Raw genomic sequence first — 17,390 nt, 5'->3', positions numbered from 1 at the left:
TCCCCTCAGCCGGAAATGAAAGCCCGGTCGCAGGAAAAATCCTCCTCTGCCGACAGCACGTAGGGCGAATAACCGTTCGCGGTTATCCGCCGCTGGCCGGAGCACCGATGTCCGACGACTTGCATGGCCGGTGGCCAATCGCGGACGGAGTCCGCTCCTACGTTGCAGGTGGGCACGGCTTCTCGTAGGAGCGAGCTTGCTCGCGAACAAGCGCGATGCCATGCGGTTCGCGAGCAAGAACTAGGCGTCCCCCTCGATCCTACGAAGAGCGCCCCGGCGCGGCCTGCAAGACAGTCGCTCCTACGTCCGTACTCCCCCGGAACCGTAGGAGCGGACTCCGTCCGCGATGATCCCTCCTTGGAAACAACCGTCCCTCAAGGCCACCTCGGTGATTGTTTGTAAATGCTAATTGTTTTTATTTACAACATATTTACCTTTCCTTACCATTTTGCCGACGGAGAAATCCCTCTCCGATTTCCTACGTAAACAAGAATCGCAGCCGGCCTCTGCCACGGCCTCATGCGGCTTACATCCGACCAGGACCCTGCAAAATGAGACAAGTAGTATCCAGCGCCCTGTTGCTAAGCCTCTCCGCCCTCCCCCTGGCCATCCAGGCCGCGGCCAAGGATGACCGTGTGGACCTGGGCGCCACCGAGGTGCTCGGTACCCAGGACCCCGCCGCAGCCGCCACCACCGAAGGCAGCGGCTCCTACACCACCAAGGCCATGCGCACCTCGACCAAGATCCCCATGTCGATCCGCGAGACGCCGCAGTCGGTCAGCGTGGTGACCCGCCAGCGCATGGACGACCAGGGCATGAACGACCTCAACGACGCGGTGAAGGGCGTCACCGGCCTGACCGTCCAGCAGTACGGCCCGGCGCGGGTGAGCTACGCCTCGCGCGGCTTCGACGTCGACAACATCATGTACGACGGCCTGCCCACCAGCATCTCCACCTACACCCAGGACGTGATCTCCGCGGCGGACCTCGCGATGTTCGACCGCGTCGAAGTGGTGCGCGGCGCCACCGGCCTGATGCAGGGCGCCGGCAACCCGGCGGCGGCCATCAACATGGTGCGCAAGCGCCCCACCCAGGACTTCCACATGAGCCTGGAAGGCAGCGCCGGCACCTGGGACCGCTACCGCAGCGAAGCCGACGTCTCCGGCCCGCTGAACAGCGAAGGCACCCTGCGCGGCCGCGCCGTGATGGCCTACCAGACCAAGGACAGCTTCCAGGACTACGTCAGCAGCGAGCGCGGCGTGCTCTACGGCATCACCGAGGCCGACCTGAGCCCGGACACCACCCTGGCCATCGGCGCCTCCTATCAGGACGACAACCGCAACGACAACTGGGTGGGCCTGCCCGCCCCGCTGGGCGGCCGCCACCTGGACCTGAAGCGCTCCGACTACTACGGCGCCGACTGGTCCTACTGGGATACCAAGACCACGCACCTGTTCAGCGACCTGACCCACCGCTTCGACAACGGCTGGCAGATGAAGCTGGCGGCCGACAAGCTGTGGGCGCGCATCAACATGCTCGGCCTGTACAACAGCTGCTACTACACCCAGGACTGCCCGACCATGACCCAGGGCGCCGGCAAGTACGACTACACAGACGACCACGAAAGCTACGACGCCTTCGCCAACGGCCCCTTCCAGCTGCTGGGCCGCGAGCACGAACTGGTGGTGGGCGCCAGCTATCGCCAGGAGCGCTTCGACGGCCACGGCGGCTGGGGCGACCTGTTCAAGAAGGACGGCACGCCGCTGGGCGCGATGGACCCGACGCAGTGGGACCCGGCCTCGACCCTCAAGCCGAACATCGACATGAACCTCTGGGGCATGAAGCTCGACCAGGAGCAGAAAGGCACCTACGTCACCACCCGGCTGAACATCGCCGACCCGCTCAAGGTCATTCTCGGCGGCCGCCTGGACTGGTACGAGGCCGACGCCCACGGCGACACCGACGTCTTCAAGGTCACCCGCAAGGTCACCCGCTACGCCGGGGTGATCTACGACCTCAACGACACCTACTCGGTCTACGCCAGCTACACCGACATCTTCAAGCCCCAGGACACGCTGGACGCCACCGGCAACGTACTCACCCCCATCACCGGCAAGAACTACGAGATCGGCCTGAAGGGCGAGCACTTCGGCGGCGCGCTGAACTCGCAGATCGCGCTGTTCCAGGTGGACCAGGAAAACCGCGCCACCGACGACACCAGCAGCCCCAACCCGTGCCCGGCCAACCCCAGCTCCTTCGACTACTGCCAGCGCGCCTCCGGCAAGGTCCGCAGCCAGGGCGTGGACATGGAACTGAGCGGCGAGCTGAGCCAAGGCTGGCAGGCGATGGTGGGCTACACATACGTCGACGCGAAGTACAAGCATGACGCCGACGAATCCAACGTCGGCAAGCCCTTCGACCCGAGCAAGCCGCGCCACCTGTTCAAGCTGGCCACCACCTACAACCTGCCGGGCGACCTGCACAAATGGCGCGTGGGCGGCAACCTGACCACCCAGAGCCAGACCGAGGACACCACCACCGGCTTCCAGCAGGGCGGCTACACCGTGGTCGACGCCATGCTCGGCTACCGGGTCAGCGAGAACATCGACACCCGCGTCAACTTCAACAACATCTTCGACAAGTACTATTACAGCGGCATCAGCTTCGGCAACCTGAACTACGGCGAGCCGCGCAACCTGATGTTCAGCGTCAAGTACTCCATGTAGCGGCCCCGGAGCACCGAGCAGCTGTCTTGCAGGCTGCGCCGAGGTGCTCTTCGTAGGATCGAGGGGGACGCCTAGTTCTTGCTCGCGAACAGACTCCGCTACGGGGCTTGTTCGCGAGCAAGCTCGCTCCTACGAGAAGCCGTGCCCGTTCGTACCCTAATCCACGATCACCAATACACGCCGGCCTGCCCCTTGCACCCTCCCTGTAGGAGCGCGCCCTGCCCGCGAATCGCGCGCAGGGCGCGCTCCTACATGGGAATGGCAGGGGTATGAGACTCCGTCCGCGGTCAGCGATACACGCCGGCCTGCCGGCCGGATCGCGGATAAGATCCGCTCCTACGGGGAGGGACGGTGCAAGGGGCAAACCGTAGGAGCGGATTTATCCGCGATCCGCACAGGAACCTCCGGCTATCGCAGACAAACCCCGCCCCCCGGCAAGACCGCCGCTCCCGCTCACGGCCGCCGTCCCGCCCCGCTGCGGGCTATCGGCTCGCCGCCCAGGCGCGGTTTGTAGAACAGGAAGTGCTCGGTCCGCGCCGTCCTCAGGTAGGTCCTCGCCCAGGACGGCCTGACGTGGCGGTCGTGGAAGTACAGCGCGCCGTCGGTGCGATCGGGCAACTGGCGGTTGAGCGCCTTGCGCGCTATGTCGCGGGCCAGGTCGTAGCGCTTTTCCTCCACCACCTGGTCGGGGCGGCCATCGCACCACCAGGAGAACTGGCAGCTCCTGCTCTCCGAACCCTGCTTGACCACGGCGCAGACGGTATCGGGGAAGTCCTTGCTGGCCACCCGGTTCATCACCACGTTGGCCACCGCCTCCATGTCCCCGCGCGATGCGCCCTTGGCCTCCCAATAGACGGAGCGGGCCAGGCAGGTGATGGCGTCGTCCAGCGGCGCCTCCCCGGCCGGGTCCACGGCGCGGGCCTCGCTGCGGGTGATGGGCCTGACCTGGGCGGCCGTGCCGGTCGCCCCCTGCTCGGCCGCCTGCTCCTCGAGCACCTCGGCCTTGTTCTCCGCCACCGCGGCCTTCTGCCCGAGCGGCCCGGCGAATGCCGGGGCGCCGAACAGCAAGGCGACGATGCACGCGACCCGGACTGCCCAGCGCATGATCGACCTCACTCGCCGGCACCTGGCGCGCCACGCCTGTTCGCGGCGCTGCCGGCCGGCTTCGCTCGGTTCTGTAGACCGCCGCGCTGGCGGATCATTCATATTGATTCCGCCACAGCCCACGGCTGGCGCGGCCTGTAACGCAACGGCGGGTGTCCGCGAGGGCTCTGGCACGGTTCTCGCCGGCCTCGCTCAGCCCAGGAAGGCGCACACCTGCGCCAGCACCTCGGCGGCCTTCTGCCGGTGCGGAACATGGCCGCAGTCCGCCAGCAGCTTCATGGTGGCGGGCCCGGCGGCGCGGGCGACGAAACGCTCGGGATGGCGGGCCGAGCCGAACTCGTCCTGCTCGCCGTGCAGGCACAGCAACGGGCACTGCAGGCGCGCCAGCTGGTCATCCAGGTTCCAGTCGCCGAAGGCATCGGACAGCCAGGTATCCACCCAGGCCCGCAATACCCAGTGCGCCTTGTCGCCGTGGTATTTCGCCAGGCGTTCCAGTTCGCCCGGCCGGGCGAAGTCGCGCTCGGCGGCGCGGATGCCTTCCAGGGTGCGGTCTTCGACGAAGGCCTGGGCCGACTCCAGCACCAACGCCTCGCAAGCCGCGCCGAAGGCTGCGGCGCAGCCCACCGCCATGCCGCCGCCAACACTGTGGCCGAAGGCGACGAAGCGCTCGAAGCCCAGTTGTTCGCGCAACGCGGCGAAGCCCTGCCGCGCCTCGTCCTCGACGAAGCCCCGCGCCAGCGTCCCCGGATGGGCGTCGGACTGGCCGAAGCCCAGGCGGTCGTAGGCGATCACCTCGCGCCCGCTGGCCCGCGCCAGTTGCTCGGGGAATTCGCGCCACAGCGCCACGCAGCCCAGGGAGTCGTGGAACAGCACGATGGGCGCCGCGGCGCCGCCCCCACTCGGCGTCCAGCGCCGGGCGAAGAGCCGGCCGTGCGGCGTGTCGATCCAGTGTTCGCGGGTGCTGACCGCTGTCATGGGGGCTTCCTCTGCTGCTCCGGTGGCCGGCCACCGCCCGGCGGGGCGGCGGCACGCTGAAGGGATTCGCTTTTAGGCCGGCGGCGGCCGGAATGCAAGCCCGGCGACATACGGCCGACGAGGGAACCACAGGCGGGTCGATACTGATGAACATGCCCTGCCCTGCGCAGTAGTCGATCCCCCGGCCACGCGGCGCAGAGGCGGGGCAGCGGCTCCGTCGGCCAAGCGCAACGGCCACGCGACGCCATGGGCCGCCACGCCTGACCGCCGGGCAAGACTTTGTGAACGCCTGCGAACGGGCACCCTCGACGGTTCAGCTCTTACCGGGGAGGCGCGGGCCATGAATACCTTTTTCATCCTGCTGATCATCGCCGTGGCGGCTCTCATCATCATCATGGACCTGGGCCACCGCTAGGGCGCCAGCAACGGCTTTCGAATCCGACAGCAGCCCCCATGGCGGCTCGCAGGGCAAGCGTGGCCGTCTTTGCCGGAACAGGACGACGACACCAGGGACAGCCCTGCGCCCCCCCCCATGCCGATCATCTTCTCATCGTCGGAGAGGCTTTACAGAAATACTGTATGCACATACAGTATTTTCCACAGAGCCAATCAGCCACTTCCCAGACTCCAGGGGGACACCATGCACGCCGATACCTACCAGCAGCTCGCCGCCCGGGTTAACGCCCAGATCGCCGCCCACGACGCCCGCCAGCGCCCCGGCCTGACCCTGCAGCGCATCCCCGGCGACGACGCCAAGGCCTGGGAACGGGTGCTGATGGAACTGCGCGGCGCGGACAACCTCACCGTGCTGCCGCTGCGCGACGGCGCGGTACGCCTGGCCTGGCACAGCTGGCTGGACTGAGCCGGGGCGAACGCGCCCCTACGGGCCGTGCCGCCGCAGCCACTCGTCCACCATATCGCCCATGGTCGCCGGGGTGCCGCTGCGTATCCAGGCCATGAAGGCGCGGTCGAAACGGAAGCCCTCGCCGCACTGCTCACGCAGGAAGCGGCGGACGTTCTGGGTGTTGCGGTAGCCCGGATCGACCGGGGTTTGCCGGGTGATCGGCTGGCTGTGCCAATCGAAGCGCATGGGACCACTCCCTGGTTGCGGCATGGAGGGGGTCAGCCTGACAGGATGCGGCGTGGCCGACCAGGGTCCATGCCGCCGTTGCGAAACGCACAGCCGCCGGCTACGAGCGGCGGCGTCCGGGGCTCAGGCGCCCTGCTCCACATCCGAGCGGGACGTCAGCCAGGCCAGCGCAGCCGCGGCCAGCAACAGTGCGGCACTGGCCGCAAAGGTGCTGCGATAGCCGCTGCCGTCGAAGAGCAGGCCGCCCACCGTCGAACCCAAGGCGATGGCCAGTTGCACCACAGCCACCAGCAGCCCGCCGCCGGCCTCCGCGTCGCGGGGGAAGGTCCTGGCCACCCAGCCCCACCAACCGACCGGCGCGGCGGTGGCGAGCAGCCCCCAGAGCCCGAGCAGCACGACGACCACGGCTTCACTTCCGCCGAAGACGATCAGCGCCAGGGCGATGGCGGCCATCAGCATGGGGATGGCGACCAGCGTCGGGTAGAAGCCGCGCTTGAGCACCAGGCCGATGAGGCTGGTGCCGATGAAGCCGGTGACGCCCATGGCCAGCAGGATCAGCGAGAGGCTGGAGACGCCCGTCCCCGTCACCGTTTCCAGGAACGGCCGCACGTAGGTGAACAGGGTGAACTGGCCCATGAAGAACAGGCTCGCGCCCAGCATGCCCAGGGCCGCCACCGGCCGCCGCAGCAGCGTGAAGACGTTGCCCACACCAGCCCTGCGGCCTTCGACGGGCATGGACGGCAGGCTGATCCACTGCCAGGCGAAGGCGAGCAGCGCCACCGGCACCAGGCAGAAGAAGGCGCCGCGCCAGCCGATGACGGCCCCCAGGTAGCTGCCCAGGGGCGCGGCCACCACCGTGGCCAGGGCGTTGCCGCCGTTGAAGATGGCCAGGGCGCGCGGCACCTGGCTCACCGGCACCAGACGCATGGCCGTGGCCGCTGACAGGGACCAGAAGCCGCCGACGACGATGCCGATGAGCGCGCGGCCGAGCATGTAGGTGAAGTAGTTCGGCGCCAGGGCGATGACCGCGCCGGACAGCGCCATCACCCCGGTCAGCCCCAGCAGCAGCGTCTTGCGGTTCAGGCTGCCGGCCAGCGTCGAGATGAACAGGCTGGTGAGCACGGCGAAGGCGCCGGAGATGGCGATGCCCTGCCCGGCCATGCCTTCGCTCACCCGCAGGTCCGCCGCCATGGGCGTGAGCAGGCTGACGGGCATGAACTCCGAGGCGATCAGGGCGAAGACGCACAGCGTCATGGCCAGCACGCCGCCCCAGAAGGCGGGCTCGCGCCCGGCAGCCCGTCGGCATCGGGTATCGCCCACAGGGGCGTCGCATAGGTTGGTCGTCATGGATTACCGGTTCGTCAGAGGTTGCCGCGCAGGTCCGTCCGGACGCACGCGGCAAGGGGAAAATGAGGGCGTCAGTCCTGGACGGGTTCGATCCGCACCTGCAGCGGCCCGCGGCGCTGCAGCGCGGGCAGGCCGGCATCCACCCGGCCCAGCGGCAGCAGGCCCGAGGCGTAGGACCGGCCCTTGACGAAGATCGCCAGGTTGCCCCAGGGGGCGTAGTAGGTGATGTCGCCAGCCTGCGGCGTCATGCCCGCGGGCGCCTGCGCCGTGGACAGCTTGCCCGGCAGGTCGGCGATCCGCTCGATGACCGCGTAGTCCTCCAGCGTCAGCGACAACGGCAGCAGTGCCGCGAAATCCCGCGCGGCGGGGTTGTCGTAGAGCGTGGCGTCGACGACCTGGTCGTCGACGTGGATGCGGATCTTCATGGCGGCCTCCTTCGGTTGCAGGGGCGAGGCCGCCGAGCCGCCCGGCAGGCACGCCATGAGCGCCAGGCAAGAGGCGGCCAGCGACAGCCGCACGCTGCGGCGGATACCAGGGTCGAGGTCGGGCATCCCGGGGCCCGTCAGTTCAGCGCCGCGCGGAAGAACCCCGCCAGCTTGTCGAAGGGAATCAGCCCGACCCTGTCGTAGAGGTCGACGTGGCCCGCGCCCGGCACCACGTAGAGTTCCTTGGGCTCTCCGGCGAGCCGGTAGGCCTCTTCGCTGAACTCCCGCGAGTGGGCCTCCCCGCCGGTGATGAACAGCATCGGCCGCGGCGAGATGGTCTGGATGTCGTCGAACGGGTAGAAGTTCATGAACTTGACGTTGCTGGTGAGCGTCGGGTGCGTGGTGAGCTCCGGCGACTGCCCCTGGGGCGTGAACTCGCCCCGCGGGGTGCGGTAGAAATCGTAGAACTCCCGCTCGATGGGCGTGGAAGCGTTGGTCAGCCTGTGTACCGTCCCGCTGGTGTAGGCCGTGTCGCCGCCGGTGAATTCGACGTAGCGCTGCTCGGCGGCCTGTTCCAGCACCTGCCTGCGCTGTTCGAGGCTGAGCGAATGCCTCAGCCCGTTGCGGTTGGCGCCGCCCATGTCATACATGCTGACAGTGGCGATGGCCTTCAGCCGCGGGTCGATCTTCGCGGCGCTGATGGCGAAGCTGCCGCTGCCGCAGATGCCGATCACGCCGATGCGCCCGCGCTCGACGAAGGGCCGGGTGCCCAGGTAGTCCACCGCCGCGCTGAAGTCTTCGGCGTAGATGTCCGGCGCCACGGCGTTGCGCGGCTGCCCTTCGCTCTCGCCCCAGAACGACAGGTCCAGGGACAGGGCGACGAAGCCCTGCTCGGCCATCCGCGTGGCGTAGAGGTTGGCGCTCTGCTCCTTCACCGCGCCCATGGGGTGCCCGACTATGATCGCCGGGTGCCTGGCGCTGGTGTCCAGCCCCTTGGGCAGGAACAGATTGCCCGCGACCCGCATGCGGTACTGGTTCAGGAAGGTGACCTTCTGCACGGTCACCTTGTCGCTTTGGTAGAAGTTGTCGGCACCGCGAGACATGTCCGCTCCCATGGCAGTGAAGGAACCGAGCAGGAGGCCAAGCATCAGGAAGAGTCTTTTCATGGGTCCTGCCTTGTTGAAGGACCCCGGCGGCACGGGATGAGCCGGCGGGTGCGAGCATTGTCGCGAAAGCGGGAGCCGCTTATTAGCTAATGAATCCTGAATATCCCTATAATCCCTGCTAATCAATCAGAGCGAGCGGCCATGGCCAGGCACAACCTCAACGATCTGCAGGCGTTCGTCACGGTCGCCCGCGAGGGCAGCTTCACCCGCGCCGCCGCCCGCCTGGGCGTCAGCCAGTCGGCGGTCAGCCAGGTGGTCTCGGCCCTGGAGGCGCGGCTGAAAATCCGCCTGCTCACCCGCACCACCCGCAGCGTGTCCCTGACCAGCGCCGGCGAACGCCTGTTCCAGGCGATCGGCTACCGCTTCGACGAGATCGAGGCGGAGCTGGACGCCCTCACCGAACTGCGCGACAAGCCGGCGGGCACGGTGCGCATCACCTGCGGCGACCACGTCATCAGGACCACCCTGCTGCCGAAGCTGATGCCGCTGCTGCGGGAATACCCGGACATCAAGCTGGAACTGGACGTCAACTACGGCTTCCGCGACATAGTCGCCGACCGCTTCGACGCCGGCGTGCGCTTCAGCGAGACCGTGGACCAGGACATGATCGCGGTGCCCATCGGCCCCGAGCTGCGCATGGCGGTGGTCGCCGCGCCGGCGTACTTCGCGCAGCACCCCATCCCGAAGACGCCGCGGGACCTGGTGGCCCATCGCTGCATCAACATCCGCTTCCCCACCTACGGCGGGCTGGACGCCTGGGAATTCGAGCGGCGCGGCCAGAAGCTGAAGGTCCGCGTCGACGGCCAACTGGTCTTCAACACCACCACCCACATCGCCGAGGCCGCCGTGGGCGGGATGGGCATCGCCTACCTGCCGGAGGAAGAGTTCGCCCCGCACCTCGCCGAAGGGCGCCTGCGGCGCGTGCTGGAAGACTGGTGCCCGCCCTTCTCCGGCTACCACCTGTACTACCCGAGTCGTCGACAGCCCTCCCCAGCCTTTTCCCTGGTGGTGGACGCGCTGCGGGTGCGGCTTCCGGGCAAGCGCGCCTGAACTATCCTTCCGGAACCCGATCGCACGGCGGGCAGAGGGATGAGCCGCATCATCATCATCGACAACCACCCCATCACCTGCGTGGGCGCCAGGGCCCTGCTGGAAGGCCAGGGCCACCAGGTCGTCGGCGTGGCCGACAATGGCGTCGAGGGCCTGGACCTGTGCCGGCGGCTGGCGCCGGAGCTGGTCGTGCTCGACCTCAAGGTGCCACGCCTCGGCGGGCTGGACGTGATCCGCCGCATCCGCGCCCGCCAGGAGAGTACCCAGGTGCTGGTGTTCACCGACCTGCCGGCGGACGTCTACGAGCACGCCTGCGTGGAGTGCGGTGCCGCCGGCTTCGTCGCCAAGTCCGACACCCGGGCCCCGCTGCTGGAAGCGGTGTCGGCGGTGCTGGCCGGGCGCACCTTCTTCAAGGTCGGCGCGCTGCGCCAGGAACCCATCGGCGCGGCGGCCCACGGCACCGCCCAGGCCGAGGTGCTGACGCCACGGGAAATCACGGTCCTGCACTACCTGGCCGACGGCTACCGGGTCAAGGACATCGCCACCGAACTGGCGATCAGCGACCGCACCGTCAGCACCTACAAGGCCCGGCTGCTGGAAAAGACCAACACCAGCTCGCTGGTCGAGCTGATCCAGGTCGCCGCGCAGCACGGGCTGGTGGAGCGCCCGGGCGACGCACCCGCGCAGGCAGGCGCCCTGCCGTCTTTCGACAGCCTGATCGACCGCGTCCCCTACCCGGTGAGCCTGCGCGATGGCGAAGGCCGCGTGCTGGCGGCGAACGCGGCCTTTCTCCGGCTGACCGGCCTCAGCCATGACCAGGTCGCGGGCAGCACCATCAGCGAGCTGGGGGTGGTGGACGCCGAGCACCTGGAGTACGTGCGCAAGACCTTCCAGGCCGCGGTGCAGGCCAGGATCCCGTACATGACGGTATGCGTGGTCCACATCAACGGCGTGCGCCACGTGTTCAAGCAGGGCGGCATCCCCGTCAGCGGCGAGGATGGCGAGTTCATCGGCATGCTCTGCTCGGCCGTCGACATCGGCGAGCAGGACCAGGAGATCCAGATGCTGCGCGACAGCCTGGAGCAGGTCCGCAGCATCCGCACCCGGCGCGGACGCTACCTGGTCGACTTCGGCGAACAGGCCCTGCGCGAGCTGGCGGCGCTGCAGCAGCCCGGCCAGGACGACGCCCTCGCCCAGGGCCTGGCCCGGTTGCGCGGCGACATCGAGCTGCTGACCGACCTGGCCCGCCTGGAACTGGGCCAGATGACGCCCATGCCCAGCCGGGCCGATCTGGATGCCTTGACCGAGCAGGCCCTCGCCACCCCCGCAGCGCCGGCTTGCCGCTTGCAGAAGGCCGGGACGCAGCCCTGGGCCTGGGTGGACGCGCAGCGCTACCGCCAGTTGGTCGGCACCCTGCTCCTGTATGCGCAGAGCCTGGGCGCCAGCCGGGTCGACCTGGCGGCGAAGGCCATCGAGGTTTCCGGCGCCCGCCTGCACTGGCGGCTTTCGCTGCGGGCGGGGCCCTTGCCGGCGCGCGTGCCGCCCTTCGTCGCGGCCCTCGTGCTGGCCGAGACGCTGGCCGGCCTGCTCGGCGGCAACCTGCAGGTCCATGAGCAGGACGGCGCGGAGCTGCACGTCGAACTGCATCTGGAACTCCCCCGCAGCGCGCGGCAACCCTGAGGCCGGCGGGCCCGACTCAGGGACGCACTACAAGCCTTTCGTGGCGCGCCTGATTAATCCCCGCAGGGAATTCCCCAAAGCTTTCTCCTAGTAAATTTCCTAGGAGACAAGCGATGAAACGTCGCCATTCGGGGAACCGCGGCCCCTCCCCTCTGCCGCTGCACTCGCTCTGCGTCGCGATAGCCCTGGCTTCGGCCGGCCTGTCGCTGCAGGTGCCCCTGGCCCTGGCGGACGCCCTGCCCCAGGGCGGCCAGGTGGTCGGCGGCCAGGCCAGCATCACCCAGAACGGGCCGAACATGGAAGTGAACACCGCCAGCACGCGCACCGCCATCGACTGGCAGCGCTTCAACGTCGGCCCGGACAACAGCATCACCTTCCGCCAGCCCGACGGCCGCTCGGTGACCCTCAACCGGGTGATCGGCAGCGATCCGTCGAAGATCTATGGCGCCGTCACCTCCAACGGCCAGCTGATCCTGGTCAACCCCAACGGCATCTGGCTCGGCCCGAACTCGCGCATCTCCGCCAGCGCCCTGGTGGCCAGCGCCGGCTTCCTCACCGACGAGCAGGCCAAGGAGTTCGCCCGCAGCGGCAAGCTGGACCTGCAGCTCAAGGGCCTGGTCAGCAACCACGGGCGCATCACCGTGCACGACAACGGCATGGTCGCCCTGCTCGGCGCCCAGGTGGAGAACCACGGCGTCATCCAGGCGCGCAAGGGCAGCGTGCAACTGGCCACCGGCCCGCGCGCGACCCTCGACTTCCATGGCGACGGGCTGATGAACATCGCCGTCCAGGGCACCCCGGGTGACAAGGACAGCGTCAACGCCGACGTCACCGGCGGCGTGCACAACAGCGGCGAGATCGACGTCGGCAACGGCGTGGTGGCCATGAGCGCCGAGCGCGCGGCCAGGCACCTGGACTCGGTGATCAACCTCGGCGGCAAGGTGGCCGCCGACTCGGTGAGCGAGCAAGGCGGCAGCATCGTCCTGGGCAACGCGGCGCAGACCAACGTCAGCGGCCAACTGAGCGCCAAGGGCGCCAGCGGCGGCAGCGTGAAGGTGCTGGGCGACGCGGTGAACCTCGCCGCCGGCGCCAGGATCGACGCCTCCGGCAGCCAGGGCGCCGGCGGCAAGGTGCTGGTCGGCGGCAGCTACCAGGGCCAGGGGCCGGAGCCGGCGGCGAAGTCCACCAGCGTGGCCAAGGGCGCGCAGCTCAGGGCCGATGGCAGGACCGACGGCGGCCAGGTGGTGGTCTGGAGCGACGGCACCACCCACTTCGCCGGCAACGCCAGCGCCAGGGGCGGCGAACGCGGCGGTGTGGTGGAAACCTCCGGCCGGCAGTTGACCGTGGCCCCGGAGGCCCAGGTCGACGCCGGCGGCGGCAAGGCCTCGGGCAAATGGCTGCTCGACCCGGACACGGTGGACATCGAGGCCAATGGCGGCGACGTGGGCAGCGGCACCGTGGCCGCCAGCGCCATCGTCAACGGCCTGAAGACCAACGACGTGGACATCAGCGCCAGCGGCCGCATCAACGTCAACTCGGCGATCATCGCGCAGAGCATCGGCAGCAATGCCAACGGCTACTACGCCCTGCGCCTGTTCTCCACCGGCAACGTCGGCGCGGTGTCCGAGTACAAGGACAGCGGCGACCCCTTCGCCGACGCCAAGCGCAACGACAGCGGCTCGGTGTACATCAACGCGCCCATCCTGCTGAAGAACGGCCACCTGGTGATCGTCGCCACCGGCGACGTGCTGCTCAGGGACAACGCCGGCAACCTGAGCGGCGACGACGCCTACCTGAACCGCGCGATCCTCGACGTCGGCAAGGGCACCATCTGGATCAAGACCGCCAACACCGCCTCGGTGATCCAGGACGCCAATACCGCGCTGATCGCCGACAAGCTCGCCGTGCAGGGCGCCAGCGTGCTGCTCGACAGCCCGCTGAACTCCGCCGGCACCCTGGCCGGCAAGGCCAGCAACGGCGTGTTCCACTACAACCAGACCAGCGCCGACGGCAAGGTCGCCACCGGCAAGGTCGCCTCGCCCTACAGCGTCAGCGGCGGCATGCCGGAAAGCATGGACGGCGTCAGCGCGCAGACCATCCGCAAGATCGGCGAGCAACTGGTCATCAGCAACGCCTCCAGCGGCGAGCGCCAGGCCACCCTGGGCTACGACGACCAGCCCTTCGACTACCTGGTGTTCGACGCCATCCAGTACGTCGACGCCAACGGCAAGCCGGTCAACGTCAGCGCCAACGACAGCTCCGACTACCTGGTCAGGCAAATGAAGTTCACCGACGCCGCCGGCAGCGTCTGGATACTGTCCGCCGACGCCAGCAAGGCCACCAAGGTCAAGGTGCTGAAGGACGGAGTGGAGACCGACGAACTGCCGCCGGGGCTGTCCTTCGACGCCTACCCGGGCCAGGTGGTGGCCTACCGCAACGCCCAGGGCGTCGACCAGGGCTGGGGCGTGCGCCAGTTCGACGACGCCCCCGGCGCCTCCATCACCGACGAGATCCAGCACAACAAGAACACCGGCGCCTCCGAGCAGATGGTGGTCGACCTGGGCGGCAAGACAAAGGCCGTCGACACCACCTTCTCCTGGCTGTTCAACGAAAACGGCGCCCACGAAGCGGCCCGCGTGCAGTTCATGAACACCACGGACAACAGCGCCAACGGCGTGCAGCTGCAGGCGCAGAAAGCCCAGGTGCAGGGCAAGGTCAACGACGCCAGCCGCGAATACGGCGAGGCCAACCCGACCTTCTCCAACTCGTCCCTGGGGTTGGCCGCCGACGCCAGCGACAACACGAAGAACGTCAAGGCGCTGGACGACTTCGTCGACCGCCAGCTGGGGCAGGACCGCTTCCAGCCCGGCACCAGCCACAGCACCGCGGCGACCCCGCAATCCAACGTCGGCGACTACGCCATCAAGGGCCAGGTCGACCCCGGCGAATTCGTCGCCCGGCGCTACGAGACCCAACTCGCCGACGGCAACCTGAAGGTCACCCCGGCCGAACTCACGGTCACCGCCAACGACAAGAGCAAGGTCTACGGCGACGCCGACCCGGCGCTCGACTACGGCGTGTCCGGAGCCAAGCTCGGCCAGAACGGCGCCGACCTGCTGCAGGGCAACCTCGGCCGGGCCGCCGGCGAGAACGTCGGCCAGTACGGAATCCAGCAGGGCAACCTGGGCCTGAACAGCGGCCTGGGCGGCAACTACACACTGAAGTTCGTCGACGGCAAGCTGCAGATCACCCCCGCCGCCCTCACGGTCACGGCCCAGGACAAGAGCAAGGTCTACGGCGACGCCGACCCCGGCCTCAGCTACTCGGTCAGCGGCCTGAAGAACGGCGACAGCGCCGCCGGCGTGCTCAATGGCGGCAGCCTGCGGCGCCAGCAGGGCGAGAACGTCCGGCCCCAGGGCTACGCCATCGGCCAGGGCGACCTGGGCCTGGCCAGCGCCAACTACACCCTGCTGTTCAAGGACGGCACCCTGCGGATCACCCCGGCGCAACTGGTGGTGACTGCCGACGATAAGAGCAAGGTCCAGGGCAGCGCCGACCCGCGGCTGACCCACTCGGTCAGCGGGCTAAAGAACGGCGACCCGGCCGCTATCGCCCAGGGCTCGCTGCGCCGCGCGCCGGGCGAGGAACCCGGCAGCTACGCCATCGGCCAGGACCAGGCGTTCAGCGCCGGCAGCAACTACAGCGTGGTATTCCGCGACGGCGCCCTGACCATCAGCGGGCCGCTGGAGCCGGTGACGCCGCCGCCCGCCCCCGGACGGGAAGCGCTCGCCGTGCCCCTGACCGCCCAGGCCCCCGGCAACACCCGCTGCACCGCGCTGGAGTCGCCCTCGGCGGTCTCGGCCAACTACTCGGTATCGCCGGCGGTGATCCGCACCTACGCCGTGCAACTGATCTGCAAACCCCGCGCCTACGGCGGCAAGACCAGCACCACGCCGGACATCCGCGACGTGCTGACCTACGCCAACAGCCTGATCAAGGACGGCCAGTTCATCGCCCCCGACTGGAACCGCAGCGTGATCCCCCACGACCTGAAGGCCGACCAGAAGGGAGGGAAATAGCCATGAAACCGCTTCCGTCGAAACTGAGCATCCTCGCCCTGGCCGTCTGCTCCGGCCTGTTCGCCGCCGGCGCGCTGCAAGCCGCCCCGCTCGGCCAGCTCAACCCCGGGCGGGTCGAGGTGCCGGACGCCTCCGGGCACCGCAGCGCGCCGACCGAGATGCCCGCCACGCTGCAATTGCCGGACACGGTGGTCACCCCGAGCGCGGAGGATGTTCCCGCCGAGATGACCGCGCTGCCCGGCGGCGAGACCCGCTTCAAGGTCACCAAGGTCACCCTCACCGGCGTGACCAGCTACCCGCCCGCCACCTTCGCGCCGCTGCTCGCGCGCCTGGAAGGCAACAGGGTGTCGCTGCCCGAAGTGAACGCCGTGGCCGACGTCATCACCCAGCGCTATCGCCGCGCCGGCTTCCTCCTGGCCAAGGCCTACGTGCCCGAGCAACGCCTGGAGAACGGCAACCTGGTCATCCACGTCTTCGAGGGCCGGGTCAACCAGGTGACCTTCCAGGGGCCGAGCAACAAGGCCCTGGAAGGCTACGCCCGCAACATCCGTGAAGAAGTGCCGGTGAAGAGCGCCACGCTGGAACGCAACCTGCTGCTGATGAACGACGTCTCGGGCAACCAGAGCCGCGGCACCTTCAGCCCCTCGCCGGTCGCCGAGGGCACCGACCTGCTGGTGGAGAACAGCCAGCGCAAGTACGAAGGCTTCTTCGGCTTCGACAACCGCGACAGCCGCTACTTCGGCCCCTGGCAGGTGTACGGCGGCGTGGGCGTCAACGACCTGACCGGCCACGGCGACCACCTGGGCGTGCGCGCCGGCAAGTCGGTGGAAGGCGACAAGATGACCTTCTTCGAAGGCCAGTACGAAGTCCCGGTCGGCAGCCGCGGCGACGTGCTCAGCTTCCTCGCCCAGCACAACGACGGCCACGCCGACACCTACTCCTTCCTCGACGCCAACAGCTCCGGCGACACCTTCGCCGTGCGCGTCACCCGGCCGTGGATCCGCCAGCGCGACGAGACCTTCAAGACCTCGGCGGCCTTCACCTGGTTCAACGGCAAGTCCGAGTACCTCGACGACCCGCACAGCCCGCCCTCCAGCGACGACCGCATCCGCGCCCTGCGCCTGGGCGCCAGCTACGACTTCTTCGACGGCTACGGCGGCAAGAACCTGGTCAAGGCGGAGCTGAGCCGCGGCCTGAAGATCATGGGCGCCAGCAGCGAAAACCGCGCCAACCCCTCGCGCGAGGGCGGCGAGACCGACTTCACCAAGCTGCAGGTGGATGCCCAGCGCCTGCAGGACCTGTCGAAAATCATGGACGGCCTCAACCTGTACCTGGCGATGACCGCGCAGACCTCCTTCGGCCAGCCGCTGCTCAGCCCCGAGCAGTTCGGCGTGGGCGGCAGCGAGTTCGGCCGCGGCTACGACCCGTCGGAGATCACCGGCGACAAGGGCTTCGCCGGCAAGGTCGAGCTGCAGTACAACCGCCTGCACACCTTCAGGGACCACGAGGTGCCCACGCAGTACTACGCCTTCTGGGACTTCGGCAAGGTGTGGAGCGAGGAGCCGAGCTGGGTCAGCGCCGAAAGCCTGTCCTCGGCCGGCGTCGGCGCCCACCTGCAGGTGTTCAAGGACATGTACGTGTCGCCCGAGCTGGCCTTCCCGCTGACGCGCAAGGTCTCGGCCGAAGAACTGGACGACGACAACGGCAAGGCGCCGCGCTTCTACCTCAACTTCCTCAAGCTGTTCTGA

The 17,390-nt window shown here is 68.6% G+C and carries 12 protein-coding genes; 6 read left to right on the top strand and 6 right to left on the bottom strand.

Annotation, left to right across the window (positions count from 1 at the left end; genetic code table 11):
• The first annotated feature begins 551 nt into the window (after window positions 1-551).
• Window positions 552-2,726: a TonB-dependent siderophore receptor gene (locus tag BM060_RS26100; RefSeq protein ID WP_074984533.1), complete on the top strand. Its 2,175-nt coding sequence runs from the start codon at window positions 552-554 to the stop codon at window positions 2,724-2,726.
• A 453-nt stretch (window positions 2,727-3,179) separates the two neighbouring features.
• On the opposite strand, the gene BM060_RS26095 is transcribed toward BM060_RS26100, so the two are convergent.
• Window positions 3,180-3,830: a cell wall hydrolase gene (locus BM060_RS26095; protein WP_074984530.1), complete on the bottom strand. Its 651-nt coding sequence runs from the start codon at window positions 3,828-3,830 to the stop codon at window positions 3,180-3,182.
• Between the two features lie 192 nt (window positions 3,831-4,022).
• The gene (locus BM060_RS26090) at window positions 4,023-4,805 is read right to left on the bottom strand and encodes an alpha/beta fold hydrolase (protein ID WP_074984528.1); all 783 of its coding nucleotides are present in this window, start codon (window positions 4,803-4,805) and stop codon (window positions 4,023-4,025) included.
• Between the two features lie 640 nt (window positions 4,806-5,445).
• Between BM060_RS26090 and BM060_RS26085 the strand changes: the two genes are divergently transcribed.
• Entirely contained in the window at window positions 5,446-5,667 is a 222-nt protein-coding gene (locus BM060_RS26085) for a DUF1654 domain-containing protein (protein ID WP_058489475.1), read from the top strand.
• A gap of 18 nt (window positions 5,668-5,685) precedes the next feature.
• Here BM060_RS26085 and BM060_RS26080 read toward each other — a convergent pair whose 3' ends face one another.
• From BM060_RS26080 to BM060_RS26065, 4 genes are all read right to left on the bottom strand, one after another.
• Entirely contained in the window at window positions 5,686-5,895 is a 210-nt protein-coding gene (locus BM060_RS26080) for a DUF6434 domain-containing protein (RefSeq protein WP_074984525.1), read from the bottom strand.
• Between the two features lie 123 nt (window positions 5,896-6,018).
• Window positions 6,019-7,149, bottom strand: coding sequence for an MFS transporter (locus tag BM060_RS26075; protein WP_074984556.1), 1,131 nt, complete (start codon window positions 7,147-7,149; stop codon window positions 6,019-6,021).
• Between the two features lie 164 nt (window positions 7,150-7,313).
• Window positions 7,314-7,667: a cyclophilin-like fold protein gene (locus BM060_RS26070; protein WP_083426846.1), complete on the bottom strand. Its 354-nt coding sequence runs from the start codon at window positions 7,665-7,667 to the stop codon at window positions 7,314-7,316.
• Between the two features lie 137 nt (window positions 7,668-7,804).
• Window positions 7,805-8,833, bottom strand: a complete 1,029-nt coding sequence (locus BM060_RS26065; RefSeq protein WP_074984523.1) for an alpha/beta hydrolase — start codon at window positions 8,831-8,833, stop codon at window positions 7,805-7,807.
• Window positions 8,834-8,974: 141 nt separating this feature from the next.
• Here BM060_RS26065 and BM060_RS26060 point away from each other — a divergent pair, with 141 nt between their 5' ends.
• The 4 genes from BM060_RS26060 to BM060_RS26045 all read left to right on the top strand — a co-directional run bounded on the left by BM060_RS26060 (window position 8,975) and on the right by BM060_RS26045 (window position 17,390).
• Window positions 8,975-9,883, top strand: a complete 909-nt coding sequence (locus tag BM060_RS26060) for a LysR family transcriptional regulator (RefSeq protein ID WP_074984521.1) — start codon at window positions 8,975-8,977, stop codon at window positions 9,881-9,883.
• Between the two features lie 39 nt (window positions 9,884-9,922).
• Complete coding sequence (locus BM060_RS26055) at window positions 9,923-11,563, top strand: response regulator (RefSeq protein ID WP_074984519.1); 1,641 nt, start codon at window positions 9,923-9,925, stop codon at window positions 11,561-11,563.
• A 113-nt stretch (window positions 11,564-11,676) separates the two neighbouring features.
• Window positions 11,677-15,642, top strand: coding sequence for an MBG domain-containing protein (locus tag BM060_RS26050; protein ID WP_074984516.1), 3,966 nt, complete (start codon window positions 11,677-11,679; stop codon window positions 15,640-15,642).
• Between the two features lie 2 nt (window positions 15,643-15,644).
• Window positions 15,645-17,390: a ShlB/FhaC/HecB family hemolysin secretion/activation protein gene (locus BM060_RS26045; protein ID WP_074984513.1), complete on the top strand. Its 1,746-nt coding sequence runs from the start codon at window positions 15,645-15,647 to the stop codon at window positions 17,388-17,390.

It is taken from the genome of Pseudomonas citronellolis (assembly GCF_900112375.1).
Taxonomy (GTDB): domain Bacteria; phylum Pseudomonadota; class Gammaproteobacteria; order Pseudomonadales; family Pseudomonadaceae; genus Pseudomonas; species Pseudomonas citronellolis.
Note: the sequence above shows the minus strand (reverse complement) of the source record. Positions and strands in the feature narration are given on the sequence as shown.